Source organism: Leclercia sp. LSNIH1 (genome assembly GCF_002902985.1).
In the GTDB taxonomy this organism is placed as follows: domain Bacteria; phylum Pseudomonadota; class Gammaproteobacteria; order Enterobacterales; family Enterobacteriaceae; genus Enterobacter.
The window spans coordinates 922,485-946,827 of the sequence record NZ_CP026167.1 but is presented as its reverse complement, the minus strand read 5'-3'; the positions used below and the strand labels follow the sequence as shown (position 1 = coordinate 946,827).

The 24,343-nt window shown below is 54.2% G+C and carries 22 protein-coding genes; 9 read left to right on the top strand and 13 right to left on the bottom strand.

Features of this window, described 5'->3' with window-relative positions; translation table 11 throughout:
- Nucleotides 1-171: 171 nt before the first annotated feature.
- Nucleotides 172-249: a tryptophanase leader peptide gene (gene tnaC / locus C2U54_RS28060; protein WP_350028380.1), complete on the top strand. Its 78-nt coding sequence runs from the start codon at nt 172-174 to the stop codon at nt 247-249.
- Nucleotides 250-300: 51 nt separating this feature from the next.
- On the opposite strand, the gene C2U54_RS27155 is transcribed toward tnaC, so the two are convergent.
- Nucleotides 301-495 carry a hypothetical protein gene (locus C2U54_RS27155; protein WP_139156312.1) on the bottom strand — a complete coding sequence of 65 codons (195 nt, stop codon included), beginning with the start codon at nt 493-495 and terminating at the stop codon, nt 301-303.
- On the opposite strand from C2U54_RS27155, the gene tnaA reads away from it, so the two are divergent.
- The 6 genes from tnaA (at nt 478) to C2U54_RS04805 (ending at nt 6,974) form a co-directional block, all read left to right on the top strand.
- Nucleotides 478-1,893 (top strand): tryptophanase, encoded by a 1,416-nt coding sequence (gene tnaA, locus C2U54_RS04830; protein WP_103177626.1) that lies wholly within the window; start codon nt 478-480, stop codon nt 1,891-1,893. The genes C2U54_RS27155 and tnaA overlap by 18 nt on opposite strands.
- A 90-nt stretch (nt 1,894-1,983) precedes the next feature.
- Nucleotides 1,984-3,240, top strand: coding sequence for a low affinity tryptophan permease TnaB (gene tnaB / locus C2U54_RS04825; protein WP_103177625.1), 1,257 nt, complete (start codon nt 1,984-1,986; stop codon nt 3,238-3,240).
- A 132-nt stretch (nt 3,241-3,372) separates the two neighbouring features.
- Entirely contained in the window at nt 3,373-4,548 is a 1,176-nt protein-coding gene (locus tag C2U54_RS04820; RefSeq protein ID WP_103177624.1) for an MFS transporter, read from the top strand.
- Nucleotides 4,517-5,479 carry an HTH-type transcriptional regulator YidZ gene (yidZ, locus tag C2U54_RS04815; RefSeq protein WP_103177623.1) on the top strand — a complete coding sequence of 321 codons (963 nt, stop codon included), beginning with the start codon at nt 4,517-4,519 and terminating at the stop codon, nt 5,477-5,479. Before C2U54_RS04820 ends, yidZ begins: the two co-directional genes overlap by 32 nt.
- A 143-nt stretch (nt 5,480-5,622) precedes the next feature.
- On the top strand, nt 5,623-6,369 hold the full coding sequence (locus C2U54_RS04810) for a 4'-phosphopantetheinyl transferase family protein (RefSeq protein ID WP_103177622.1): 747 nt from the start codon (nt 5,623-5,625) through the stop codon (nt 6,367-6,369).
- 38 nt (nt 6,370-6,407) lie between these two features.
- On the top strand, nt 6,408-6,974 hold the full coding sequence (locus C2U54_RS04805; RefSeq protein WP_103177621.1) for an NADPH-dependent FMN reductase: 567 nt from the start codon (nt 6,408-6,410) through the stop codon (nt 6,972-6,974).
- A gap of 49 nt (nt 6,975-7,023) precedes the next feature.
- On the opposite strand, the gene adeP is transcribed toward C2U54_RS04805, so the two are convergent.
- Entirely contained in the window at nt 7,024-8,358 is a 1,335-nt protein-coding gene (gene adeP, locus C2U54_RS04800) for an adenine permease AdeP (protein ID WP_139156311.1), read from the bottom strand.
- 168 nt (nt 8,359-8,526) lie between these two features.
- Here adeP and yieH point away from each other — a divergent pair, with 168 nt between their 5' ends.
- The gene (yieH, locus tag C2U54_RS04795) at nt 8,527-9,192 is read left to right on the top strand and encodes a 6-phosphogluconate phosphatase (protein WP_103177619.1); all 666 of its coding nucleotides are present in this window, start codon (nt 8,527-8,529) and stop codon (nt 9,190-9,192) included.
- 36 nt (nt 9,193-9,228) lie between these two features.
- Here yieH and C2U54_RS04790 read toward each other — a convergent pair whose 3' ends face one another.
- The 8 genes from C2U54_RS04790 to glmU form a co-directional block, all read right to left on the bottom strand.
- Nucleotides 9,229-10,377: an esterase gene (locus C2U54_RS04790; protein ID WP_371816564.1), complete on the bottom strand. Its 1,149-nt coding sequence runs from the start codon at nt 10,375-10,377 to the stop codon at nt 9,229-9,231.
- Between the two features lie 156 nt (nt 10,378-10,533).
- On the bottom strand, nt 10,534-11,259 hold the full coding sequence (gene phoU / locus C2U54_RS04785; RefSeq protein ID WP_103177617.1) for a phosphate signaling complex protein PhoU: 726 nt from the start codon (nt 11,257-11,259) through the stop codon (nt 10,534-10,536).
- Between the two features lie 14 nt (nt 11,260-11,273).
- On the bottom strand, nt 11,274-12,047 hold the full coding sequence (gene pstB / locus C2U54_RS04780; protein ID WP_103177616.1) for a phosphate ABC transporter ATP-binding protein PstB: 774 nt from the start codon (nt 12,045-12,047) through the stop codon (nt 11,274-11,276).
- A 47-nt stretch (nt 12,048-12,094) separates the two neighbouring features.
- Nucleotides 12,095-12,985 (bottom strand): phosphate ABC transporter permease PstA, encoded by an 891-nt coding sequence (gene pstA, locus C2U54_RS04775; protein ID WP_103177615.1) that lies wholly within the window; start codon nt 12,983-12,985, stop codon nt 12,095-12,097.
- The gene (gene pstC / locus C2U54_RS04770) at nt 12,985-13,944 is read right to left on the bottom strand and encodes a phosphate ABC transporter permease PstC (protein ID WP_103177614.1); all 960 of its coding nucleotides are present in this window, start codon (nt 13,942-13,944) and stop codon (nt 12,985-12,987) included. The genes pstA and pstC overlap by 1 nt, the downstream gene beginning before the upstream one ends.
- Nucleotides 13,945-14,072: 128 nt before the next feature.
- Complete coding sequence (gene pstS, locus C2U54_RS04765) at nt 14,073-15,113, bottom strand: phosphate ABC transporter substrate-binding protein PstS (RefSeq protein WP_103177613.1); 1,041 nt, start codon at nt 15,111-15,113, stop codon at nt 14,073-14,075.
- 322 nt (nt 15,114-15,435) lie between these two features.
- Nucleotides 15,436-17,265: a glutamine--fructose-6-phosphate transaminase (isomerizing) gene (glmS, locus tag C2U54_RS04760; protein WP_103177612.1), complete on the bottom strand. Its 1,830-nt coding sequence runs from the start codon at nt 17,263-17,265 to the stop codon at nt 15,436-15,438.
- A 179-nt stretch (nt 17,266-17,444) separates the two neighbouring features.
- On the bottom strand, nt 17,445-18,815 hold the full coding sequence (gene glmU, locus C2U54_RS04755) for a bifunctional UDP-N-acetylglucosamine diphosphorylase/glucosamine-1-phosphate N-acetyltransferase GlmU (RefSeq protein ID WP_103177611.1): 1,371 nt from the start codon (nt 18,813-18,815) through the stop codon (nt 17,445-17,447).
- Between the two features lie 343 nt (nt 18,816-19,158).
- Between glmU and C2U54_RS04750 the strand changes: the two genes are divergently transcribed.
- The gene (locus C2U54_RS04750) at nt 19,159-21,249 is read left to right on the top strand and encodes a right-handed parallel beta-helix repeat-containing protein (protein WP_103177610.1); all 2,091 of its coding nucleotides are present in this window, start codon (nt 19,159-19,161) and stop codon (nt 21,247-21,249) included.
- Between the two features lie 340 nt (nt 21,250-21,589).
- Here C2U54_RS04750 and C2U54_RS04745 read toward each other — a convergent pair whose 3' ends face one another.
- From C2U54_RS04745 to atpG, 3 genes are read right to left on the bottom strand one after another with little or no spacing between them, the layout of a single operon-like run.
- A complete protein-coding gene (locus tag C2U54_RS04745) occupies nt 21,590-22,009 on the bottom strand; it encodes a F0F1 ATP synthase subunit epsilon (RefSeq protein WP_039032217.1) in 420 nt (139 codons plus the stop codon).
- Nucleotides 22,010-22,029: 20 nt separating this feature from the next.
- Entirely contained in the window at nt 22,030-23,412 is a 1,383-nt protein-coding gene (atpD, locus tag C2U54_RS04740) for a F0F1 ATP synthase subunit beta (RefSeq protein WP_103177609.1), read from the bottom strand.
- A gap of 31 nt (nt 23,413-23,443) precedes the next feature.
- Nucleotides 23,444-24,307, bottom strand: a complete 864-nt coding sequence (gene atpG / locus C2U54_RS04735) for a F0F1 ATP synthase subunit gamma (protein ID WP_103177608.1) — start codon at nt 24,305-24,307, stop codon at nt 23,444-23,446.
- Between the last annotated feature and the right edge of the window lie 36 nt (nt 24,308-24,343).

Here is a 24,343-nt window from a genome sequence, read left to right as displayed (position 1 = left end):
AGCCGCAATAGCATCGCTGTTATTGCGGCTTTTTCTTTTCTCATATTACCTGAATAAATACCAAATACGCCTGTTATATTCTCTGTGATTACAATCACAATTAATATCACCGCGCATAGACAAATATTCTCATTCGAATAGTGTAGTAGCGTGTCTAATGAGGATAAATCAATGATGATTATCTTAAATACATATATCACTTCTAAGTGGTTCAATATTGACAATAAAATTGTCAATCACCATCCTTAATCTCCCTTCGCTTCTCATTCTCTATGCAACCTGAATAGATTAACACTCTATTTATCCGGTATGCCTGAAATCATTGCGCCCATAAGGCTGCAATTGTGCCTCTGCACGTCTCTGTCGGTGAAATATATTCTCCCGGTTGCGTAGCGGTATGGCAGGCCCAGGCATGCCTGTATTAATGGTTATTAAAATAGCCACCAGCACCGCTGCAATAAAAACAGGAATGATATAATGGAAAACTTCAAACATTTACCAGAGCCATTTCGCATCAGAGTTATTGAGCCAGTTAAACGCACCACAAGGGAGCATCGCGAAAACGCTATTATTAAATCCGGGATGAACCCTTTCCTGCTGGATAGCGAAGACGTGTTTATTGATTTACTGACCGACAGCGGCACTGGCGCTGTCACACAAAATATGCAGGCCGCCATGCTGCGCGGTGACGAAGCCTATAGCGGAAGCCGGAGTTACTATGCGCTGTCCGACGCGGTGAAAGAAATTTTCGGCTATCAATATACTATCCCGACCCATCAGGGGCGCGGCGCCGAGCAGATTTATATTCCTGTGTTAATCAAAAAACGCGAGCAGGAGAAGGGGTTAGACCGCTCGAAAATGGTCGCCTTCTCGAACTACTTCTTTGATACCACACAGGGTCATAGCCAGATAAATGGCTGCACCGTGCGCAACGTCTATATTAAGGAAGCATTCGATACCGGCGTCCGTTACGATTTTAAAGGCAATTTTGACCTGCAGGGCCTGGAAAACGGCATTGAAGAGGTGGGGCCGAGTAACGTGCCTTATATTGTCGCAACCATCACCAGCAACTCCGCCGGTGGACAGCCGGTGTCGCTGGCGAATCTGAAAGCGATGTATGCGATTGCCAGAAAATACGATATCCCGGTCGTCATGGATTCGGCGCGCTTCGCAGAAAACGCCTGGTTTATTCAGAAACGTGAAGCGGAATATAAAGACTGGACTATCGCGGAAATAACCCGGGAAACCTATAAGTACGCGGATATGCTGGCGATGTCCGCCAAGAAAGATGCCATGGTGCCCATGGGCGGGTTGCTGTGCATCAAGAACGATGACTACTTCGACGTCTACACCGAGTGCAGAACGTTGTGCGTCGTTCAGGAAGGGTTCCCGACTTACGGTGGCCTTGAAGGTGGCGCGATGGAGCGTCTGGCTGTCGGCCTGCATGATGGCATGGGCCAGGACTGGCTGGCCTACCGGATTAATCAGGTGCAGTACCTGGTTGACGGCCTGGAAGCCATCGGGGTGGTTTGCCAGCAGGCGGGGGGCCATGCTGCCTTCGTGGATGCGGGTAAGTTATTGCCGCACATTCCAGCAGAACAGTTCCCGGCGCAGGCGCTGGCCTGTGAGCTCTATAAAGTAGCAGGTATCCGCGCAGTTGAGATCGGTTCGTTCTTATTAGGCCGCGATCCGAAAACAGGTAAACAATTACCTTGCCCGGCAGAGCTGCTGCGTTTAACGATTCCGCGGGCCACGTATACGCAATCGCATATGGATTTCATCGTCGAAGCCTTTAAACACGTTAAAGAAAATGCGAAGAATATAAAAGGGTTAACCTTCACTTACGAACCTAAAGTATTACGCCACTTCACTGCAAAACTCAAAGAAGTTTAACCTTCTGTCCCCGGGTGGCTAAATAATGTTAGCCACCCACAAAGTAAATATATCAATAACATCAGGCTTACCATAATTGATGGGGGCACCATGGATAACGCTTTAGAATTAGAGACTAAACACTCTTCGGTTTGGGGTGTCATGGTTATAGCAGGTACCGTTATTGGCGGGGGAATGTTTGCTTTACCCGTGGATTTGGCAGGGGCATGGTTTTTTTGGGGTGCCTTTATTTTAATTATTGCCTGGTTTTCAATGCTTCACTCCGGGTTATTATTGCTGGAAGCAAATTTGAACTATCCTGTCGGCTCAAGTTTTAATACGGTCACCAAAGATCTGCTTGGCAATAAATGGAATATCGTAAGTGGTTTCACGGTCGCCTTTGTGCTTTATATCCTGACCTATGCCTATATCTCGGCCAATGGCGCAATCATAAGTGAAACCATCGCCATGAATCAGGGCACGCATGTGAACCCGCGCATTGTGGGTGTCAGTACGGCGCTCTTTGTCGCGGCGGTGTTGTGGTTCAGCTCATTAGCCGCCAGCAGGATTACCTCGCTGTTTTTAGGCATTAAGATCATCGCCTTTATCGTTGTTTTTGGGTCATTTTTCTTTCAGGTTGATTACTCGATATTAAGAGACAGCAACGTTATCTCTGCCAGCAATACCAGCTACTTCCCCTATATCTTTATGGCCCTGCCCGTCTGCCTGGCGTCGTTTGGTTTTCATGGCAATATTCCCAGCCTGATCATCTGCTATGGGAAGCGGAAAGATAAACTGATAAAAAGCCTTGTGTTTGGCTCGCTGCTGGCGCTTTTTATCTATCTGTTCTGGTTGTATTGCACGATGGGGAATATCACCCGCGACAGCTTCAACGAGATCATCTCATCCGGGGGCAACGTCGATTCGCTGGTGAAATCTTTCCTTGGCACCCGCCAGCACGGGGTCATCGAATTTTGCTTACTGGTGTTCTCCAATTTAGCCGTCGCCAGCTCCTTCTTTGGCGTCACGCTAGGCTTGTTCGATTACCTTGCCGACCTCTTTAAACTGGATAATTCCCCCTCCGGTCGTCTGAAGACAATCATGCTGACCTTCCTGCCGCCCACTTTGCTCTACCTTATCTTCCCGAACGGCTTTATCTACGGAATTGGCGGTGCCGGGCTGTGTGCAACCCTATGGGCGGTCATTGTCCCGGCCCTGCTGGCGTTGAAAGCGAGACAGAAATTCCCGGATAAGATCTTCACCGTCTGGGGAGGGATGGCGATCCCTTCTCTGGTGATCCTCTTCGGGGTCGTGGTCATTTTTTGCTGGTTCGGTAATACCTTTAATTTCCTGCCGCGCTTCGGTTGATCCTGCCTGCGTTCCTGTAAGCCACCTCACGCTGAGGTGGCTTTCCTGCCAGGAAATCACCTTTGTCCAAATGGCAACTCGCTAAACCTTCCTTCTCCCCCTATGCTTCATGCCTGCATTTATGGGGGATTTATGGCTCGTTTTCTGTTTTGTAGTTTTGCGCTGGTGCTGCTTTATCCATCGGGCATTGATATGTATCTGGTGGGGCTGCCGCACATCGCCCGCGATCTGGGCGCCAGCGAAGCGCAGCTGCATATCGCGTTTTCAGCCTACCTCGCGGGGATGGCGTCATCGATGGTGTTTGCCGGAAAGATTGCCGATAAAGCCGGACGGCAGCCCGTCGCCATTACCGGGGCGGTAATTTTTGCCCTGGCATCGGTGCTCTGCTCTCTGGCGCAGGAGAGTACGCTGTTTCTGGCCGGGCGCTTTATCCAGGGCATCGGCGCGGGCGGCTGCTACGTGGTGGCGTTTGCGATTTTGCGTGACACCTTAAGCACCCAGCGACGCGCCAAGGTGCTCTCCATGATAAACGGTATCACCTGTATTATTCCGGTGCTGGCACCGGTGGTGGGCTACCTGATCATGCTGCAATTCCCGTGGCAGAGCCTCTTCTGGGCCATGGCGGCGATGGGAATGCTGGTTTTTATCCTCTCTATCGCGGTGCTGAAAGAGACCCATCCGGGAGCGCAAAACCCTGGTCACACGGCGTCGGTTCCGCCGGAGGAGACGCTGCTTAACCGCTTCTTCATTAGCCGGCTGCTGATCACCACCCTGAGCGTGGCGGTGATCCTGACCTATGTAAACGCTTCCCCGGTGTTATTAATGGAAATCATGGGTTTCGATCGAGGCGAGTATTCCACAGTGATGGCGTTAACCGCGCTGGTCAGCATGGTCGTCTCCTTTTCGGCGCCGTTTGCACTGAATATCTTCCGCCAGCGCACGCTGATACTGACCTCGCAGGTACTGTTCCTGGCGGCGGGCGTGGTGCTGGCGACAGCCAGCTCTCCTGCCCTGATGCTGGCCGGTATTACCCTGGTTTGCGCCGGGTTCTCAATGGGGTTTGGCGTGGCAATGAGCCAGGCATTAGGGCCGTTTGCGCTGCGAGCGGGAGTGGCAAGCTCGGTGCTGGGTATTACTCAGGTCTGCGGCTCGTCGCTGTGGATTTGGCTGGCGGCGATAATCGGGCTGAATGCACTGAATATGCTGATCGGGGTTCTGATTGGCTGTAGCATGCTCAGCATCACCCTACTTATGGTCATCCGGCCCGCAGCACATCATGAAGAAGCACCTCAGCAGTCTCGATCTTAACCTGTTGTTGTGCCTGCAGCTTTTGCTGCAGGAACGCAGCGTCACCAAAGCCGCGAAACGGATGAACGTTACCCCGTCCGCGGTGAGTAAATCACTGGCGAAGCTGCGCGACTGGTTCGACGATCCGCTGTTTGTAAAGACCCCTCTGGGGCTGCTGCCTACTCCGCTGACGATGAGTCTGGAACAGAATCTGGCCGACTGGATGCAGATTGGCAACCAGATCCTCGATAAATTCCACCATGACTCTCCCGGCGGCCTGACCTTTGAGCTGGCGGCGGAAACGCCGCTGATGCTGATCCGCTTTAACGCCCTGCTGGAACAGGTGAATCAGCGTTACCCACAGGCGACCGTGAAGATGCGCCACTGGGATTACGATTCGCTGGACGCCATTACCCGGGGAGAGGTCGATCTCGGTTTTACCGGGCGCGAAACGCACCCGCGCTCCCGGGAGTTACTGAAGCTGATGCCGTGGTTTATCGACTACGAAATTCTCTTCAGCGACCGTCCGTGCGTCTATCTGCGTGAGGACCATCCCGCTCTCCAGGAGACGTGGGATCTGGAGACCTTCCTGCGCTATCCGCATATCAGCATCTTCTGGGAGCGAAGCGACACCTGGGCGCTGGATGAGGTGCTGAGAGAGATGGGACGTACGCGTAATATCGCCATGAGCCTGCCTGGATTCGAGCAGTCGATGTTTATGGCGGCGCAGCCGGGCCATAATTATATTGCCACCGCGCCGCACTACTGCCATCACTATAATCAGCTCCACCAGCGGAAGCTGGTTACCCTGCCAATCCCCATCGATGAAGCGCAGGCGCAAAAGCTCACCGTTCCCTTCACCCTGATCTGGCATAAGCGTAACAGCCACAACCCTAAAATCCTCTGGCTGAGAGAAACCATTAAGGCGCTGTATGGTTCTCCATTGCGCTAACGGTCCGGTTTTTGGCTAAGAAAGTGTAAAGTTCCGCTGCAAAACTTCCCTTACCCCCATTTAGCCATTAAAACAGTAGATCAGTTAAGCGATAATGATGTAAACGTTTAACCCGTCTACTGACCATTATCATGGAGCGAAAAATGGCAACGCATTTTGCAAGAGGGACGCTGACCGAGGGGCGGCTGGTTTCGACCAGACTCTCTCCATCCTGTCATATCGAAGCGCGGAAGCTTCCGGAACATCGTCGGGCGCGATTTTTGGCTTCCCGATCGCTGCTTGCTGAACTGATGTTTATGCTTTACGGCACCAGCGAGCTGCCGGACGTAATTACCGAACCTGAGGGTCGCCCGGTTTTTGCCGATCCTGCGCTTCCCCGTTTTTCCATTGCCTACGCCGGCAATATCGTGGGTCTGGCGCTGACCACTGAGGGCGACTGCGGCCTGGATATGGAGCTGCAGCGGACCATTCGCAGCATGGATGGTACCCACGCTCACGACACCTACCCCTTGTCCAGCAACGAGAACTTATGGGTGCGTAATCAGAACGACCCCAACGAAGCCAGAGCACAGCTCATTACCCTGCGCCAGAGCATTCGTAAACTGTCAGGCGACGCCAGCGACTGCGCCAGCCTGCTGCAACTGTTACCGGGCTCAGGTCGTCTACGGGCATCCAGAGCCGCGCAGGTGGAAGCCTTAAGCGATGCCGAAGATGTGCTGATCTGGTCTGTTGCCGTCACCCCGGTTATTGAACGGTTAAAAATCTGGGCATTCGATAGCCGCCTTGGATGGAACGGTCTGCCGGATGTTCCTGCCCGCGCCAACGAGCCGGCAGCACGCCTGATGCGACTCACCAGTTTACCGGCGGAGAAAGCAATTACCCTTACCTGACCCTTCAGCAGGGCCATCATGATGAAGAAGGAGTAGTGATGTCTGATACGTTGAATGTTGTTACGTTACTGGGAAGCCTGCGCAAAGGTTCATTTAACGGCATGGTTGCCCGCACTCTGCCGAAGCTGGCGCCTGAGGGGATGGCAATTAGCGCCCTGCCGTCGATCGGCGATATCCCGCTGTACGACGCCGATATACAGCAGGAAGAGGGATTCCCTGCTGCCGTAGAAGCGCTGGCAGAACAGATCCGCCAGGCAGACGGCGTGGTGATTGTGACTCCGGAATATAACTACTCCGTGCCGGGTGGCTTAAAGAATGCTATCGACTGGCTTTCTCGTCTGCCGGAGCAGCCGCTGGCAGGCAAGCCGGTGCTGATCCAGACCAGCTCAATGGGGGCGATTGGCGGTGCGCGCTGCCAGTATCATCTGCGCCAGATCCTGGTCTTCCTGGATGCGATGGTAATGAACAAGCCGGAATTTATGGGTGGCGTGATTCAGAACAAGGTCGATCCGCAGACGGGTGAAGTGATTGACCAGAGCACGCTGGATCACCTGAGCGGACAGCTGAGCGCGTTCGGGAAGTATATTCAGCGGGTTAAAGCGTAAAAGAACGGACAAAAATTAAAGCCCTTTTCTCAGAAAAGGGCTTTTTTTATTACGCGTCGATAAACGCAATCTTCAGAATGAACAGCAGCGCAACGACCATCACGCACGGGCTGATTTCACGCCAGCGCCCGGTCCCCGCCTTCATGACACAGTAAGAGATAAAGCCCAGCGCAATGCCTTCGGTGATGGAGAAACTGAACGGCATCATCACCGCAGTGATAAACGCTGGCACCGCTTCGGTCAGGTCATCCCACTTCACGCGCGCCAGGCTGGAGGTCATCAGCACACCCACGTAAATCAGCGCGCCTGCGGCAGCGTAGGGCGGCACCATACCGGCCAGCGGAGAGAGGAAGATCACCAGCAGGAACAGCAGGCCGACGACGACAGCGGTCAGGCCGGTACGGCCACCCACGGAGACCCCGGAAGAGGATTCGATGTAGGCGGTCACAGAGGAGGTACCGATAAAGGAGCCGGTGACGGAGGAGATGCTGTCCACAAACAGCGCCTGCTTCATGCGCGGGAATTTGCCCTTCTCATCCGCCAGACCGGCCTTGTCGGTCACGCCAATCAGCGTCCCGGAGGAGTCAAACAGGTTCACCAGCATGAAGGAGAAGATCACCCCGGCCAGACCCAGGTTCAGCGAGCCCGCCAGATCGACGTGGCCAATCACCGTGGAGACGCTCGGCGGCGCGGAGACGATACCGTTGTAATGTACGTCGCCCAGCATCCAGCCCAGCAGGGTAGTGACAATAATCGACACCAGCACCGCCGCATGGATATTGCGTGAGGCCAGAATCGCGATGATGAAGAAGCCCAGCACACCCAGCAGCACGCTGTGGGAGGTGAGTTTACCGATGCTGACCAGGGTCTCCGGGTTCGCCACGATCACGCCGGCGTTTTTCAGCCCCATCATGCCAATAAACAGGCCGATACCGCTGGTGATACCTACGCGCAGACTGACCGGGATATTAGCAATCATCCAGTAACGCACGCGGAAAATGGTCAGCAGCAGCAGACCGACCGCGCCCCAGAAGATGGCGCCCATGCCCACCTGCCACGGCAGGCCCATCGCCTGAACCACGACGAAGGCGAAGAAAGCGTTGAGGCCCATCGCCGGTGCCAGGGCAACCGGCAGGTTAGCGAACAGCCCCATCAGGATGCTGCCGAAGGCGGCGATAAGACAGGTCGTAACGAAGACGGCGCTGGTGTCCATGCCAGCAACGCCCAGAATTTGTGGGTTCACGAAAACGATATAGACCATCGTCAGGAAGGTAGTGAAACCGGCGATCACTTCGGTGCGTGCCGTCGTGCCGTGCTCGCGCAGTTTAAACACGCGCTCAAGCAAACCCGCGCCAGAAGACTGGGTAGTGTGTTGTTGACTCATTATCTATTTCCGAACAGGGAGGGAAAATCCGTCGCTATCCTATACCAAAATGCGACAATAAGGGCGGTTGTGAGGTACTTTTTTTCATTGCATCTGCTTATACGGCAACGATTGCGTCACACCGTTATGCATTACGTAAACGTTAAACTTGTTAAGAAAGGGAAAGGCATGTCTCAGATTGATGCGGTATTTTTCGACTGCGACGGTACGCTGGTCGACAGTGAAGTCATCTGTTCCCGGGCGTATGTCACCATGTTCCAGGAATTTGGTATCACGCTCGATCTCGAAGAGACCTTCAAACGCTTTAAGGGCGTGAAGCTCTACGAGATCATCGACATCATTAATGCCGAACACGGCGTCAGCCTCGCGAAAGCGGATCTGGAGCCTGTTTACCGCGCCGAGGTCGCACGCCTTTTCGACTCGGAACTGGAAGCGATCGCCGGGGCCAGCGCCCTGCTGGATGCCATGGCGGTGCCGATGTGCGTGGTCTCTAACGGCCCGGTGAGCAAAATGCAGCACTCCCTTGGCAAGTTACAGATGCTGCACCATTTCCCGGAAAAACTGTTCAGCGGCTACGATATTCAGCGCTGGAAGCCCGATCCGGCCATGATGTTCCATGCGGCGAAAGCGATGAACGTCAACGTGGAGAACTGCATCCTGGTGGATGACTCCAGCGCAGGCGCGCAGGCGGGGATCGCCGCGGGCATGGAGGTGTTCTACTTCTGCGCCGATCCGCATAACCCGCCGCTCGACCATCCGAAAGTCACGACCTTTACCGATCTGGCGCAGCTGCCGGCACTCTGGAAGGCACGCGGCTGGAATATTACCCGCTAAGCAAATGCCCTCCCCGAACGGGGAGGGCTGATATTTTTACTTAAAGAGTTTTTGTACAAATTCCGCATAGGCCGGACGCCAGACGTCCATTTCGTGATTCAGTCCGGGATACAGCTTGTAGTCAAATTTGATGCCCTGCTTTTCCAGCTCCGCTTTCAGCCCGGCGATATCTTTTCCGGTAACCGAATCATGCTCTCCTACCACTACCGTAAAATTATGCAGCTGTCCGTTGATAACATCGGGCTGCTTAAATCTTGCGGCTACGCCCTCGTCAGGTACGGTAGTTGTGGTAACGCCACTGAAGGTTCCCAGCCAGCCAAAGCTGTCCAGGTGATTCATTCCGGACACCAGCGCCTGATATCCCCCCTGCGACAGACCCGCCAGCGCGCGGCCCTCCGCCTCTTTACGCACGTTGAAGCGGGTATCAATCAGCGGAACTATCTCGCTCATCAGCTCTTGATCTGCCGCTTTAGCGTTGAGGTGATAAAAGGTTTTACGTCTTTCGGCAGGCGGGAAGTTTTCAGGAATCGCCTCCGGAATGTCAGTCTCCGTGTCGGGCACGACCACCAGCATAGGTTTGATTTTACCCTCGGCCATCAGGTTATCCATGATTTGCGGCAGGCGGCCCTGATCGATGGCTGAAAGGCCGGTATCCCCAAACCCATGATAGAAATAGAGAACCGGTAACGGTTCGCCTTTACCGTTATATCCCGGCGGGGTCCAGACATAGACGCGGCGTTCAGCGTTGAGCGCCCGTGAATGCCAGGTCAGGGTGGTCAGATCGCCATGGGGAACCGGACGATCGTCCAGAATGCTGCCGGGGACCAGAATCAGGCTGGTATTGACCTGGCGCTGGGGTTTTGGATAGCGGCTGCCCGTGTCGCTGGAGCGAAAACCGTCAATATCGTAGAAATATTCATACAGGTTCGGTGCCATAGGCTCGCTTTTCCATGACCAGACGCCATTTTTATCTTTCGTCATATCATGGGAAACCCAGGTTTCCGGCATCGATCCCGTCACCACGGAGACCCGCTTCGCAGCAGGCGCAAACAGGCGAAAGGTAATACTTTTATCCGTATTAACCTGCGTGACATAGTGGCTAACCGGCATCGCCGGATCGGGTGTGGCAGGAAAGGGGGCGGCGTTAACCGGCATTCCAGTACTTATTCCAATACTGATTGCCATAGCCAGGCATGCTAATGATTTTTTCATGTTCCATCCTTTGCTGTTTTTCGTCCCACGTTAGCGCGTTTCGGTCGTCAGGCAACGGATGAAGGCAAATAATGTGATTGCACCAGAAATAATCACGCCAGTAAGTACTGGCGTGATGAAAGGAGGTTATTACTCTTTCGGATCTTTACCCGCCAGCATCTTGTCCAGCTCGTCTCCACCCACATGGCGGAAATCCTGGCCCTTCACGAAGTAGAAGATGTATTCGCAAATGTTCTGGCAACGGTCACCGATACGCTCGATAGAACGGGCGCAGAACAGCGCGGTCAGTACACTTGGAATGGTTCGCGTATCTTCCATCATGTAGGTCATCAGCTGGCGCACGATGCCTTCGTACTCCTGGTCGACTTTCTTATCTTCCCGATAAATACGTACCGCTTCATCCAGATCCATACGCGCAAAGGCATCCAGCACATCATGCAGCATCTGCACGGTGTGACGCCCCAGCGACTCCAGGCTCACCAGCAGCGGCTGGTGTTGCTGGGAGAATTTCTCCAGCGCGGTGCGGCAGATTTTGTCCGCCACGTCGCCAATACGTTCCAGCTCGGCGATAGTTTTGATGATCGCCATCACCAGACGCAGGTCGCTCGCTGTCGGCTGACGCTTGGCGATAATGCGCACGCAGGCTTCATCGATCGCCACTTCCATCATGTTGACGTGTTTGTCGCCTTCCACCACGCGCTTCGCCAGCTCGCTGTCCTGGTTATGCATTGCGGTGATCGCGTCAGAAAGCTGCTGCTCTACCATACCGCCCATGGTCATCACCTGGGTGCGGATACTCTCCAGCTCTGCGTTAAACTGGCCGGAAATATGTTTATTAAGATTGAGATTATCCATTGCGCACTCCTGAATCAGCCGTAGCGTCCGGTGATGTAGTCTTCTGTTTGTTTCTTCGCAGGCTTGGTGAACAGGTCGTCCGTTTTACTGAACTCAATCAACTCGCCCAGGTACATAAATGCTGTGTGGTCGGAACAACGGGCAGCCTGCTGCATGTTGTGGGTCACGATCACCACGGTGTAATCCGCCTTCAGCTCGGTGATCAGCTCTTCAATACGCCCGGTGGAGATCGGGTCCAGCGCTGAGCACGGCTCATCCAGCAGCAACACTTCCGGGCGAATGGCGATACCGCGCGCAATGCACAGACGCTGCTGCTGACCACCGGAGAGAGAGTACCCGCTCTGGTGAAGTTTATCTTTGGTTTCGTTCCACAATGCGGCCTTGGTCAAAGCCCACTGCACGCGTTCATCCATATCGGCGCGGGAGAGCTTCTCGAACAGGCGCACGCCAAAGGCGATGTTGTCATAAATCGACATCGGGAATGGCGTAGGCTTCTGGAACACCATACCCACTTTCGCGCGCAGCAGAGCGATATCCTGGGTATTGGTCAGAATGTTGTCGCCATCCAGCAGGATCTCGCCTTCGGCGCGCTGCTCCGGATAAAGCGAATACATTTTGTTAAAGGTACGCAGCAGCGTGGACTTACCGCAGCCAGACGGACCGATGAACGCGGTAACCTGGTTTTTAGCAATATCCAGGTTGATGTTCTTCAGGGCATGGAACTTACCGTAGTAGAAGTTCAGGTCACGAACCGAAAGTTTACCCGGAGCAGTATTCACCATACTCATTGACTCATTTCCTCATCCGGCGCCGCAGCGTGCCACGCCGTCAATAATTAACCGTGTTTCTTCTTCGCGAAAATAACGCGCGCCAGAATGTTCAGTAACAGTACGCACAGGGTAATAATCAGTACCCCGGCCCAGGCCAGTGACTGCCATTCGGCAAACGGGCTCATCGCAAATTTAAAGATCGTCACCGGCAGGTTGGCGATCGGCTGCATCATGTCCGTGCTCCAGAACTGGTTTGAGAGCGCGGTAAAGAGCAGCGGTGCCGTTTCACCGGCGATACGGGCAACGGCCAGCAGCACACCTGTCAGGATCCCCGAGATGGAGGCTTTCAGGGTGATGGCAGAAATCATCTTCCACTTTGGCGTACCCAGTGCGTAGGCCGCTTCACGCAGGCTGTCCGGCACCAGTTTCAGCATGTTCTCGGTGGTACGAATAACGATAGGCACCTGCAGCAGCGCCAGCGCAATCACACCCGCCCAGCCGGAGAAGTGTTCCATCTGCGCCACCACGATGGTGTAGACGAACAGGCCGACCACAATCGATGGGGCAGAGAGCAGGATGTCGTTAATGAAGCGAATCACTTCAGCAATCCAGGATTTACGGCCATACTCCGCCAGGTAAATGCCCGCCATGATGCCAAGTGGCGTGCCGAAGACGGTCGCCCAGAGGATCAGCAGGCCGCTGCCCGCCAGGGCGTTCGCCAGACCACCACCTGCCGTATTTGGCGGCGGTGTCATTTCGGTAAACAACGCCCACGACATGCCGTCGATACCACGCGCCACCGTGGAGAACAGGATCCAGATCAGCCAGAACAGACCAAACGCCATGGTCGCCATGGAGAGCGTCAGGGCGAGGCGGTTTTTCATGCGGCGTTTCGCCTGCATTTTGCGGCGGGATTCCGCCAGCTCCGCGGTATTTTGCATTTCGAGCGTAGCCATTAGCGTGCCCCCTCATTTTTCGCCAGGCGCATGATCATCAGTTTGGAGATCGCCAGAACAATGAAGGTGATAACAAACAGAATTAAGCCCAGTTCCATCAGCGCGGCTACGTGCAGGCCCGACTCCGCTTCAGCGAATTCGTTTGCCAGCGCCGAGGTAATGCTGTTACCCGGCATATAGAGCGAGGCGCTGTCGAGCTGGTAGGTGTTACCGATGATAAAGGTCACTGCCATGGTTTCACCCAGCGCACGACCCAGACCCAGCATAATGCCGCCGATTACCCCATTTTTGGTGAACGGCAGGACGATACGCCAGATAACTTCCCAGGTGGTGCAGCCGATACCGTAGGCCGACTCTTTCATCATCACCGGGGTCTGTTCGAAGACATCGCGCATGACCGCCGCAATGTACGGAATAATCATGATGGCGAGGATCACGCCAGCCGCCAGGATGCCGATACCGAAAGCCGGACCGGAGAATAGCGCGCCCACAAACGGGATGGCGGAAAGGACGTTACCTACCGGCTCCTGAAAATAGGTCGCGAACAGCGGAGCGAAGATAAACAGACCCCACATGCCGTAAACGATACTTGGAATGGCCGCCAGTAGTTCAATGGCAATACCCAGCGGGCGTCGCAGCCAGTTTGGCGCCAGTTCGGTCAGGAACAGGGCGATACCGAAGCTCACCGGCACCGCAATCAGCAGCGCGATAAACGAGGTCACCAGCGTGCCGTAGATAGGCACCAGCGCACCGTAGATATCGTTCGGCGCATCCCACTCTTTGGTCCACAGGAAGGAGAAACCAAATTTCTGGATGCTCGGCCAGGAGGAGAAAATCAGGGACACGATAATGCCGCCCAGCAGCAATAGCACAATCAGCGCAGCCAGTTTTACCAGCGCGCTGAAAATCATGTCACCTTTTTTACCCGGAGGGTTAAATGCAGGCTTGGTTGCAGCCATAAATTACTCTTCTGTTTGAGACGTCTTACGAATATGCCCGGTGACGCTTATGCTTGCCGGGCCTACAGTCGGAACCGTAGAGCGGGTTAGCGCTAGCGCCACCCGCCATCTTCGTCAAAAATATCCTGTTAGTACAGCGCTTTACCGCTGCTGTCTTTCACGTTGGTTTTCCATGCAGCACGAATCTGCTCAACCACGCTGTCCGGCAGGCTGGCGTAATCCAGGTCGTTAGCCTGTTTGCCGCCATTTTTGTATGCCCAGTCGAAGAACTTCAGCACTTCAGCACCCTGCTCTGGCTTCTTCTGATCCTTGTGGACCAGGATGAAGGTGGTAGAGGTGATTGGCCATGCATTGTCGCCTTTCTGGTTGGTCAGATCCTGAGCGAAAGATTTGCTCCAGTCAGCGCCTTTAGCCGCGTTAGCAAAGTTCTCTTCAGTTGGGCTGACCGGTTTGCCGTCGGCAGAAACCAGTTTGGTGTACGCCAGGTTGTTCTGCTTGGCGTAAGCGTATTCTACGTAGCCGATTGAGCCTGGCAGACGCTGTACGAACGCGGCGATACCGTCGTTACCTTTACCGCCCAGACCGGTCGGCCAGTTAACGGTAGAGCCGGAACCGACTTTGGATTTCCACTCTTCGTTCACTTTCGCCAGGTAGCTGGTGAAGACGAAGGAGGTACCGGAGCCGTCAGCACGACGAACCACAGCGATGTTCTGCGAAGGCAGTTTCACGCCCGGGTTCAGTTTAGTGATGGCTTCGTCATCCCATTTTTTGATTTTGCCGAGGTAGATATCACCCAGGGTTTTACCATCCAGCACCAGCTCGCCGGACTTCAGGCCAGGGATATTTACCGCCAGCACAACACCACCGATAACGGTCGGGAACTGGAACAAGCCTTCCTGCGTCAGTTTTTCATCAGACAGCGGAGCGTCGGATGCGCCGAAATCAACGGTATTTGCGGTAATTTGTTTAACGCCACCGGAGGAGCCGATACCCTGGTAGTTCACCTTGTTACCAGTCTCTTTCTGGTAAGTATCAGCCCATTTGGCATACACCGGCGCAGGGAAGGTTGCACCAGCGCCAGTCAGGCTTGCCTCTGCAAATACAGAGAACGCGCTCATCGATAAGGTCGCGGCGACAACAGTTGCGACAGTGGTACGCATAACTTTCATAATGTCTCCTGCAAGATTTTCGTAAATCGTTGTTTAGTGGCTACGATGAGCAAAATAGGACAAAGAGGTGACAGATAAATGTACGAATTATGACAGTTTTATGACAACGAAAATTGCGCAGAAAATTAAGCAAATTAAAGCATCTTTATCAATAAGTTAAAGTGAAATATGACGCATTGATTTCAGAAAAATTTTCTTTCTGTGACACTAAAAAAAATAGCCGAAGATGACAGATTGTCATAGAACGCAGGGCAAAAAAGCAGGCGAAAAAACGGGCAGGAAGGATAAAAAAAGCTCCACCCGAAGGTGGAGCCTGAGAGGATTACTCTACGGTAACGGACTTCGCCAGGTTACGCGGCTGGTCGACGTCGGTGCCTTTGATCAGGGCGACGTGGTAAGCCAGCAGCTGCAGCGGAACGGTATAGAAGATAGGAGCAATGACCTCTTCCACATGCGGCATCTCGATGATGTGCATGTTGTCGCTGCTGGTAAAGCCGGCATCCTGATCCGCGAAGACATAGAGCACGCCGCCACGGGCGCGGACTTCTTCGATGTTGGACTTCAGTTTTTCCAGCAGTTCGTTGTTCGGTGCCACCACGATAACCGGCATATCCGCATCGATCAGCGCCAGTGGGCCGTGTTTCAGCTCACCTGCCGCGTAGGCTTCAGCGTGGATATAGGAGATCTCTTTGAGCTTCAGGGCGCCTTCCAGAGCAATCGGATACTGATCGCCACGACCCAGGAACAGGGCGTGATGCTTGTCGGAGAAATCTTCCGCCAGCGCTTCAATGCGCTTGTCCTGGGAGAGCATCTGCTCAATACGGCTCGGCAGCGCCTGCAGACCGTGCACAATATCGTGCTCAATCGCCGCATCCTGACCTTTCAGACGGGCCAGTTTCGCCACCAGCATCAGCAGGACCGTCAGCTGAGTGGTGAACGCTTTGGTGGAGGCCACGCCGATTTCGGTACCGGCTTTGGTCATCAGCGCCAGGTCAGACTCACGCACCAGCGAGGAGCCCGGTACGTTGCAGATGGCCAGCGAGCCCAGATAGCCCAGCTCTTTGGAGAGACGCAGCGCCGCCAGGGTATCAGCGGTTTCGCCGGACTGAGACAGGGTGATCATCAGGCTGTTACGACGCACGGCTGATTTGCGATAGCGGAACTCGGAGGCGATCTCCACGTCGCACGGCACGCCTGCCAGCGCTTCAAACCAGTAGCGGGAAACCATACCGGAGTTGTAAGAGGTGCCGCAGGCCACGATCTGAATGTGCTCAACTTTTGCCAGCATTTCGTTGGCGTTAGCCCCCAGTTCGCTCAAATCCACTTCGCCGTGGCTGATACGCCCGGTCAGGGTGTTTTTGATGGCGTTCGGCTGCTCGTAGATCTCTTTCTGCATGTAGTGACGGTAAGCGCCTTTATCACCCGCGTCGTACTGCAGGTTGGATTCGATATCCTGACGTTTTACCGGCTCGCCAGATTTATCAAAGATTTTGACGTCACGGCGGGTCACTTCTGCAATATCGCCCTCTTCCATGAAGATAAAGCGACGGGTCACCGGCAGCAGCGCCAGCTGATCGGAGGCGATAAAGTTCTCCCCCATCCCCAGGCCAATCACCATCGGGCTGCCAGAGCGGGCTGCCAGCAGGGTAGACGGGTCGCGGCTGTCCATGATCACGGTGCCGTAGGCGCCGCGCAGCTGTGGGATCGCACGCAGTACGGCCTCACGCAGCGTACCGCCCTGCTCCAGCTCCCAGTGAACCAGGTGGGCAATCACTTCGGTGTCGGTTTCAGAGACGAAGGTGTAACCACGCGCGATAAGCTCTTCACGCAGCGGTTCATGGTTTTCGATGATGCCGTTATGCACCACCACAATGTGTTCAGAGACGTGCGGGTGCGCGTTGCCTTCCGAAGGTTCACCGTGGGTCGCCCAGCGGGTATGGGCAATACCTGTGCCACCGTGCAGCGGGTTCTCTTCCGCGGCCTGTGCCAGCATGTTTACTTTACCGAGGCGACGCAGACGGGTCATATTCCCTTCTGCATCCACCACTGCCAGACCGGCAGAGTCATAACCACGGTATTCCAGACGACGTAAACCTTCGAGAAGGATTTCAGCAATATCACGCTGCGCGACTGCGCCAACAATTCCACACATAGTTTTAGATTCCGAATAGAGGCTTTCGCCTGCGTTGTCGCTGACCTGTTTTGCCCTTTCCGGGCGCCCCGAGCCTTGTAGAGAGTGGGGTTATATTTATGGGTACTGCTGATGGGCGGGGGATTATGTTATCCCCTCATCCCGAACCCTCTCCCGGAGGGGGAGAGGAAATAATCCACTTACTTTTTCTTCACCGGGCGTTTCCAGCCCTGCTTATGCACCTGCGGCACACGGCTTAACACCAGCTCGTTCTCCGCCACATTGCGGGTAACGGTCGTGCCCGCCGCAATGGTTACGCCTTTACCAATCGTCACTGGCGCCACCAGCTGTGAATCCGATCCCACAAACACGTCGTCACCAATAATGGTTTTAAACTTGTTCGCACCGTCATAGTTACAGGTGATAGTCCCGGCGCCGATATTCACGTTATCGCCAATCTCCGCATCGCCCAGATAGGTCAGATGGCCAGCTTTCGAGCCTTTGCCCAGACGCGCCTTTTTCATTTCGACGAAGTTGCCGACATGTGCGCCTTCCAGCAGCTCAGCGCCCGGACGCAGACGGGCGAACGGCCCGATAGTGCAGGCGGCGGAGAGATGAGCATCTTCAACCACGCTATAAGGGCTGATTTCGCAGTCGTCGCCAATGACGCTGTTTTTAATCACACAACCGGCGCCAATTTTGACGCGGTTACCCAGCGTTACGTTGCCTTCCAGAATAACGTTAGTATCGATTTCGACGTCGCGCCCGTGGCTCAGCACCCCACGCAGATCGAAACGCGCTGGATCGCGCAGCATCACGCCCGCCAGCAGCAGCTTTTCAGCCTGCTCGGACTGATATACGCGCTCCAGACGGGACAGCTGAAGACGGTTGTTCACCCCTTCCACTTCGCTTAAGCGATCCGGATGAACGGCAGCGATCTCGCGGCCTTCCTGATACGCCATCGCGATGATATCGGTAATGTAGAATTCGCCCTGGGCGTTATTGTTGTTCAGCTGTGACAGCCAGCGCTTCATGTCCGCGCCGTTGGCGATCAGAATGCCGGTGTTAATTTCCTGAATTTCACGCTGTGCCTCGGTGGCATCTTTGTGCTCAACGATGCCCGTCACCTTGCCGTTATCACGGGTGATACGGCCATAACCGGTTGGATCGTCCAGCTTAACGGTCAGCAGACCGATCCCGCCCTGCGGTTTTGCAGCACGCAGGCGGGTCAGCGTCTCAACGGAGATCAACGGCACGTCGCCGTAGAGCATCAGGATGTCTTCGTCGTCAGAGAAGAACGGGGAGGCCTGCTGCATGGCGTGGCCGGTGCCCAGCTGTTCTGCCTGCAGAACCCAGTTGAGTTTGTCATCGCGTAGCGTCTGCTTCAGCAGATCGCCGCCGTGACCGTAGACCAGATGCACCTGGCTGGCGCCAAGATCGTTAGCGGCGTCAATGACATGCTGCACCATCGCTTTCCCTGCAAGGGTGTGCAGCACTTTAGGAAGATCGGAATACATGCGGGTGCCTTTGCCTGCGGCAAGGATGACCACGCTCATTGCTGTGTTCAACATACACGTCCTGACTGTAATTTGAGTGAAAAGTAAAACCCTTTGGCGTTGAAAATTCTACATATTTTGCGCCAAAAAATGGAGTGGCGGTAAAACGCACAACGTTGCCTGTTTCGGGCAACTTAAAGGTCCTTTTTACCGCAGATTAAAGGGCTTTGCCTGTGAAATATAGCGCCCTTTAGCGAACTCTCCAGCCCTCCCAACATGTTAGCTATTTTTTCGCTCTATTAATAAAGCCTGTTATAAGCAAAACACTGTTTTAATTATCTGAATGTGTGACACACAAAAAAGAAACACTGTTTTATTCTGATGATAATAGCGCTCAATTATTACTCAGGAGAATAAGATGAAGTCTAAAATACCTCTGGCCCTGATGATGTTTAGCGCCTTTTCCGCTATGGCAACAGAACAACCTCATGTCTGGAAAGCCATTGCCTTTGGGCAATCAACGGATCTGAATTTTTCCTCCAACGTGCTGCCCGAGAAAATCGGCGTCAATGATGTGACCATCGACGGGAAAAAGCTCTCGCCCCAGGAGAGCGCTGACCTGGCAAAAGCCATCACCCTGGAAAGCCGGGGCGGCAAAATCGCCAACTCTCACGACGGCTTAACGTTTTTCTATACCGAGCTGCCGACGGGAGAAAATTTTGTTTTGCAGGCCACTGTCCGGGTCGACCAGTTTGGGCCGGAGAATGGCGCGAAACCTGCCGCGCAGGAGGGCGCCGGACTGCTGGTACGTGATGTCCTCGGCAACCCGCGCCAGCAACCGCTAAAAATGGGTTATGAAGAGTTTCCGGCGGCATCGAATCAGGTGATGAACGCCATCATGACCCAGGATAAAAAAGACCATCAGCGGGTAAAAATGCAGGCTATCACCCGGGAGGGGATCAGCCATCCGTGGGGTGATGCCGGAGCCGCCATTAAAAAACAGAGTTACAAGGAAGAGGTGGATCTGAGCCAGACGCCGGAATTTCGCCTGAAACTCCAGCGCACCGACGACGGCTTTATTACCGCCTGGGCCCCGCTGGACAGCGACACCTGGGTGAGCAAGCGCGTGCCGCGCGCTGACCTGATTTCGGTACAGAACAAGGACCACTATTACGTCGGCTTTTTTGCCTCCCGCAATGCCAAAATTACGGTCACTAACGCCTCGCTCATCACCACCAGCGCCCATACCGTGCCTTCGGAGCCCTGGCAGGCAGAGCCACTGCCGGTCGTGGTGCAGCTGGCGTCCGGTACGGTCAGCGCTTCGCCAGATTACCTGCTGCAGGCGCGCGCTAATGAGGACGGGGTATTTAGCGTAAGACAAAACGAAGTGGTGATCGGTAATGAGAAAGCGGTGAAAGCAGGCGAGATGTACACCCTGCCAGCCCGCCTGGAGCAGACCAGCACCTTCACGGTGACCTTTACGCCTGCTCATGGCACGCCAGTGAACCAGCAGCTCACCGTCGAACGCATTGCAGACAGAGATACGACGCACCTGTATGCCGCTCCGGACGGAAAAGCGGATGCACAAGGCACTGCCGATGCGCCACTGGATCTCGCCACCGCCATCGCCCTGCTGGCGCCCGGCGGCAAGCTGGTGCTGAAAAGCGGCGATTACCCGCAGAGTGAGATCCCCGTCGCTGCCAGCGGCAGCAGCGATAAACTCAAAACCTTGCAGGCAGACGGGAAAGTGGTGATCCACGGCCTGTTGCTTGATGCCAGCTACTGGCATATCAACGGTATCGACGTGACCGGCAAAAGTCTGCGCGTTCAGGGTAGCCATAACCTGATCGAGCGCGTCACGGCCTACCGCAATGACGATACCGGGATCCAGATCTCCTCCCCGGATAAGATTGGCCGGCCATTATGGGCAAGCTATAACCGGGTTGTGGATTCTGAATCTTACGGCAATGAAGATCCCGGCAAGATTAACGCCGATGGCTTCGCGGTGAAAATGCGGGTAGGGGAAGGTAACCGGCTGGAGCGTTGCTATTCTCATGACAATATCGACGACGGTTTTGACCTGTTCAACAAGATTGAAGATGGCGCAAACGGCGTGGTCGTGATCGAGAACTCGGTTGCCAGCAACAATACCAGTAACGGCTTTAAGCTCGGCGGAGAAGGGCAGCCTGTGGCGCATCAGATCCGCAACAGCAAAGCCACGGGCAATCACCTGGACGGCTTCACCGATAACTTTAACCCCGGCAGGCTGGTGGTGGAGAACAATATCGCGGTAGATAACCAGCGCTTTAACTACATCTTCCGTCCAAGCCCATACGGCGATGTGACAACTCAGGGAACCTTTACCGGCAACGTATCGATCCGTAATCAGCCAGGCGAGTACGACGATGCGGTGACAGGAAACGTTGATAACACGAACTACTTTATCGCGAAGGGCAGAAGCGCGAACAGTGAAGGGAAGGAACTGGATAAAACGCAGGTAAAAATGTAGGTACCAGAGAGGCGCTTCGCTTATCACACTACGGTAAGCGTGGCGCCACCCGGCATATCAGCACTTAGTGGTTGAACGTACCGAAAGAGACGTTCATGTTGCTGAAAAGGGCGATGATTTTGTTGATCGTTTTCATGATGGCATCCTGATATTTTTGGAGTTCAGTTATGTGACATTCATCACAAAACGAAGTCTACTCCTGACAATTCTGCCGATCAATCTTTTTGTGAGATAAATCACAAAATAATAAAACATCGTTTTAGTTTCAGATTTACTGAAACAGATCCATAAAAAAAGCCAGTCTGAAGACCAGACTGGCTTTCGTGCTTTCAAGCCGGTGTTACATCGCTTTTTTGGTCAACTCGATAACGCGCAGTTTCGCGATCGCTTTGGCCAGCTCTGCAGACGCCTGAGCGTAATCCACGTCGCCATGAGAGCTCTTAATGTGCTCTTCTGCTTTACGCTTCGATTCCAGAGCTCGTGCTTCGTCGAGATCCTGGCCACGAATTGCGGTATCAGCCAGTACGGTCACGCTACCAGGCTGCACTTCAATAATGCCGCCAGACAGATAGATAAACTCTTCATGACCGAACTGTTTAACGATGCGGATCATACCAGGCTTAATGGCGGTGAGCAGCGGGGCGTGACCCGGGAAAATACCCAGTTCACCTTCGCTACCCGTTACCTGGATTTTCTCGACCAGACCAGAGAACATTTGTTGCTCTGCGCTGACGACGTCCAGGTGGTAAGTCATTGCCATATCACCCTCCGATTAAGGCGTTAAAGTTTTTTGGCTTTTTCTACGGCTTCGTCGATGGAACCCACCATATAGAACGCCTGCTCCGGCAGGTGATCGTATTCGCCTTCCATGATGCCTTTAAAGCCACGGATGGTGTCTTTCAGCGCAACGTATTTGCCCGGAGAACCGGTAAATACTTCTGCTACGAAGAACGGCTGGGACAGGAAGCGCTGGATCTTACGCGCACGTGCTACCACCAGTTTGTCTTCTTCAGACAGTTCATCCATACCCAGGATGGCAATGATGTCTTTCAGTTCCTGATAACGCTGCAGCAGGGACTGTACGCCACGCGCGGTGTCGTAGTGTTCCTGACCTACTACCAGTGGATCCAGCTGACGGCTGGTGGAGTCCAGCGGGTCAACGGCCGGGTAGATACCCAGAGACGCGATCTGACGGCTCAGTACCACGGTTGCGTCTAAGTGCGCAAAGGTGGTTGCTGGGGATGGGTCAGTCAAGTCATCCGCAGGTACGTATACCGCCTGAACGGAGGTAATAGAACCGGTTTTGGTTGAGGTGATACGTTCCTGCAGAACACCCATCTCTTCCGCCAGGGTCGGCTGGTAGCCTACCGCTGATGGCATACGACCCAGCAGTGCGGATACTTCCGTACCGGCCAGGGTGTAACGGTAGATGTTGTCGACGAACAGCAGTACGTCACGACCTTCGTCACGGAATTTCTCAGCCATGGTCAGACCGGTCAGCGCAACGCGCAGACGGTTTCCAGGTGGCTCGTTCATCTGACCGTAAACCAGGGATACTTTATCCAGAACGTTAGAGTCGGTCATTTCGTGGTAGAAGTCGTTACCCTCACGAGTACGCTCACCTACGCCCGCAAACACGGAGTAACCGGAGTGCTCGATCGCGATGTTACGGATCAGCTCCATCATGTTTACGGTTTTACCTACACCCGCACCACCGAACAGACCAACTTTACCGCCCTTCGCAAACGGACACATCAGGTCGATAACTTTGATGCCGGTTTCCAGCAGTTCCTGAGAGCTGGACAGCTCTTCATAGGAAGGTGCTGAACGGTGGATAGCCCAACGCTCTTCTTCGCCGATATCGCCTTTCATGTCGATCGGCTGACCCAGGACGTTCATGATACGACCCAGGGTTGCTTTACCTACTGGTACTTCAATTGGGTGCTCAAGGTCTTTTACTTCCAGACCACGACGCAGACCGTCGGAAGAACCCATGGCGATGGTACGCACGATACCGCCACCGAGCTGCTGCTGAACTTCCAGCACCAGATTTTCGTTACCATTCTGAACCTCAAGAGCATCGTACACGCGCGGTACGGCATCCTGAGGGAATTCGACGTCAACTACGGCGCCGATTACCTGGACAATCTTTCCAGTAGCCATCTTGAATCCTCTACGTAATTCGTAAACCTGGTTAAACCGCGGCGGCCCCCGAGACGATCTCGGTGAGTTCCTGAGTAATGCTGGCCTGACGAGCTTTGTTGTATACCAACTGCAGCTCTTTGATCAGGCTGCCACCATTATCGGTAGCGGCTTTCATCGCCACCATACGTGCGGCCTGCTCGCTAGCCAGGTTTTCTACCACGCCCTGATAAACCTGAGATTCAACATAACGACGCAGCAAGGTATCCAGCAGCGGTTTTGGATCCGGTTCATACAGGTAATCCCAGGCTTTATGCTGTAACTCTTCATCTTCTGATGCCGGTAACGGCAGCAGCTGAGTGAGGGTCGGAACCTGTGACATGGTGTTAATAAATTTGTTGTTTACAACGTACAGCCTGTCCAGACGGCCTTCATCATAGGCCTGCAACATCACTTTAACCGGACCGATCAGTTCGGACAGGGACGGGTTATCACCCATACCGGTCACCTGGGCGACGATATTGCCGCCTACGGAATTAAAGAAAGAGACGCCCTTAGAGCCGATCATCGCGATATCGCTTTGAACGCCTTTATCGGACCATGCTTTCATATCCGCCAGCAGTTTTTTGAACAGGTTAATGTTCAAGCCGCCACACAAACCACGGTCGGTAGACACCACCAGGTAGCCCACGCGCTTAACGTCGCGTTCTTCCAGGTAAGGGTGCTTATATTCCAGATTACCGCTCGCAAGGTGACCAATCACTTTGCGCATGGTATCTGCATAAGGACGGCTGGCCGCCATACGTTCCTGCGATTTACGCATTTTGGAAGCGGCGACCATCTCCATCGCTTTAGTGATCTTTTGCGTGTTCTGGACGCTTGCGATCTTACTACGTATCTCTTTTGCGCCGGCCATGAGCTTCTCCTCAATGCCTTGCGGTCTGTCCTAAGA

Excerpts from the sequence above, each read along its gene's own strand:
- tnaC (WP_350028380.1), top strand. The coding sequence starts at position 172 with ATGATGATTATCTTAAATACATATATCACTTCTAAGTGGTTCAATATT.
- tnaA (WP_103177626.1), top strand. The coding sequence starts at position 478 with ATGGAAAACTTCAAACATTTACCAGAGCCATTTCGCATCAGAGTTATT.
- C2U54_RS27155 (WP_139156312.1), bottom strand. The coding sequence starts at position 495 with ATGTTTGAAGTTTTCCATTATATCATTCCTGTTTTTATTGCAGCGGTG.
- tnaB (WP_103177625.1), top strand. The coding sequence starts at position 1,984 with ATGGATAACGCTTTAGAATTAGAGACTAAACACTCTTCGGTTTGGGGT.
- C2U54_RS04820 (WP_103177624.1), top strand. The coding sequence starts at position 3,373 with ATGGCTCGTTTTCTGTTTTGTAGTTTTGCGCTGGTGCTGCTTTATCCA.
- yidZ (WP_103177623.1), top strand. The coding sequence starts at position 4,517 with ATGAAGAAGCACCTCAGCAGTCTCGATCTTAACCTGTTGTTGTGCCTG.
- C2U54_RS04810 (WP_103177622.1), top strand. The coding sequence starts at position 5,623 with ATGGCAACGCATTTTGCAAGAGGGACGCTGACCGAGGGGCGGCTGGTT.
- C2U54_RS04805 (WP_103177621.1), top strand. The coding sequence starts at position 6,408 with ATGTCTGATACGTTGAATGTTGTTACGTTACTGGGAAGCCTGCGCAAA.
- adeP (WP_139156311.1), bottom strand. The coding sequence starts at position 8,358 with ATGAGTCAACAACACACTACCCAGTCTTCTGGCGCGGGTTTGCTTGAG.
- yieH (WP_103177619.1), top strand. The coding sequence starts at position 8,527 with ATGTCTCAGATTGATGCGGTATTTTTCGACTGCGACGGTACGCTGGTC.
- C2U54_RS04790 (WP_371816564.1), bottom strand. The coding sequence starts at position 10,377 with ATGGCAATCAGTATTGGAATAAGTACTGGAATGCCGGTTAACGCCGCC.
- phoU (WP_103177617.1), bottom strand. The coding sequence starts at position 11,259 with ATGGATAATCTCAATCTTAATAAACATATTTCCGGCCAGTTTAACGCA.
- pstB (WP_103177616.1), bottom strand. The coding sequence starts at position 12,047 with ATGAGTATGGTGAATACTGCTCCGGGTAAACTTTCGGTTCGTGACCTG.
- pstA (WP_103177615.1), bottom strand. The coding sequence starts at position 12,985 with ATGGCTACGCTCGAAATGCAAAATACCGCGGAGCTGGCGGAATCCCGC.
- pstC (WP_103177614.1), bottom strand. The coding sequence starts at position 13,944 with ATGGCTGCAACCAAGCCTGCATTTAACCCTCCGGGTAAAAAAGGTGAC.
- pstS (WP_103177613.1), bottom strand. The coding sequence starts at position 15,113 with ATGAAAGTTATGCGTACCACTGTCGCAACTGTTGTCGCCGCGACCTTA.
- glmS (WP_103177612.1), bottom strand. The coding sequence starts at position 17,265 with ATGTGTGGAATTGTTGGCGCAGTCGCGCAGCGTGATATTGCTGAAATC.
- glmU (WP_103177611.1), bottom strand. The coding sequence starts at position 18,815 with ATGTTGAACACAGCAATGAGCGTGGTCATCCTTGCCGCAGGCAAAGGC.
- C2U54_RS04750 (WP_103177610.1), top strand. The coding sequence starts at position 19,159 with ATGAAGTCTAAAATACCTCTGGCCCTGATGATGTTTAGCGCCTTTTCC.
- C2U54_RS04745 (WP_039032217.1), bottom strand. The coding sequence starts at position 22,009 with ATGGCAATGACTTACCACCTGGACGTCGTCAGCGCAGAGCAACAAATG.
- atpD (WP_103177609.1), bottom strand. The coding sequence starts at position 23,412 with ATGGCTACTGGAAAGATTGTCCAGGTAATCGGCGCCGTAGTTGACGTC.
- atpG (WP_103177608.1), bottom strand. The coding sequence starts at position 24,307 with ATGGCCGGCGCAAAAGAGATACGTAGTAAGATCGCAAGCGTCCAGAAC.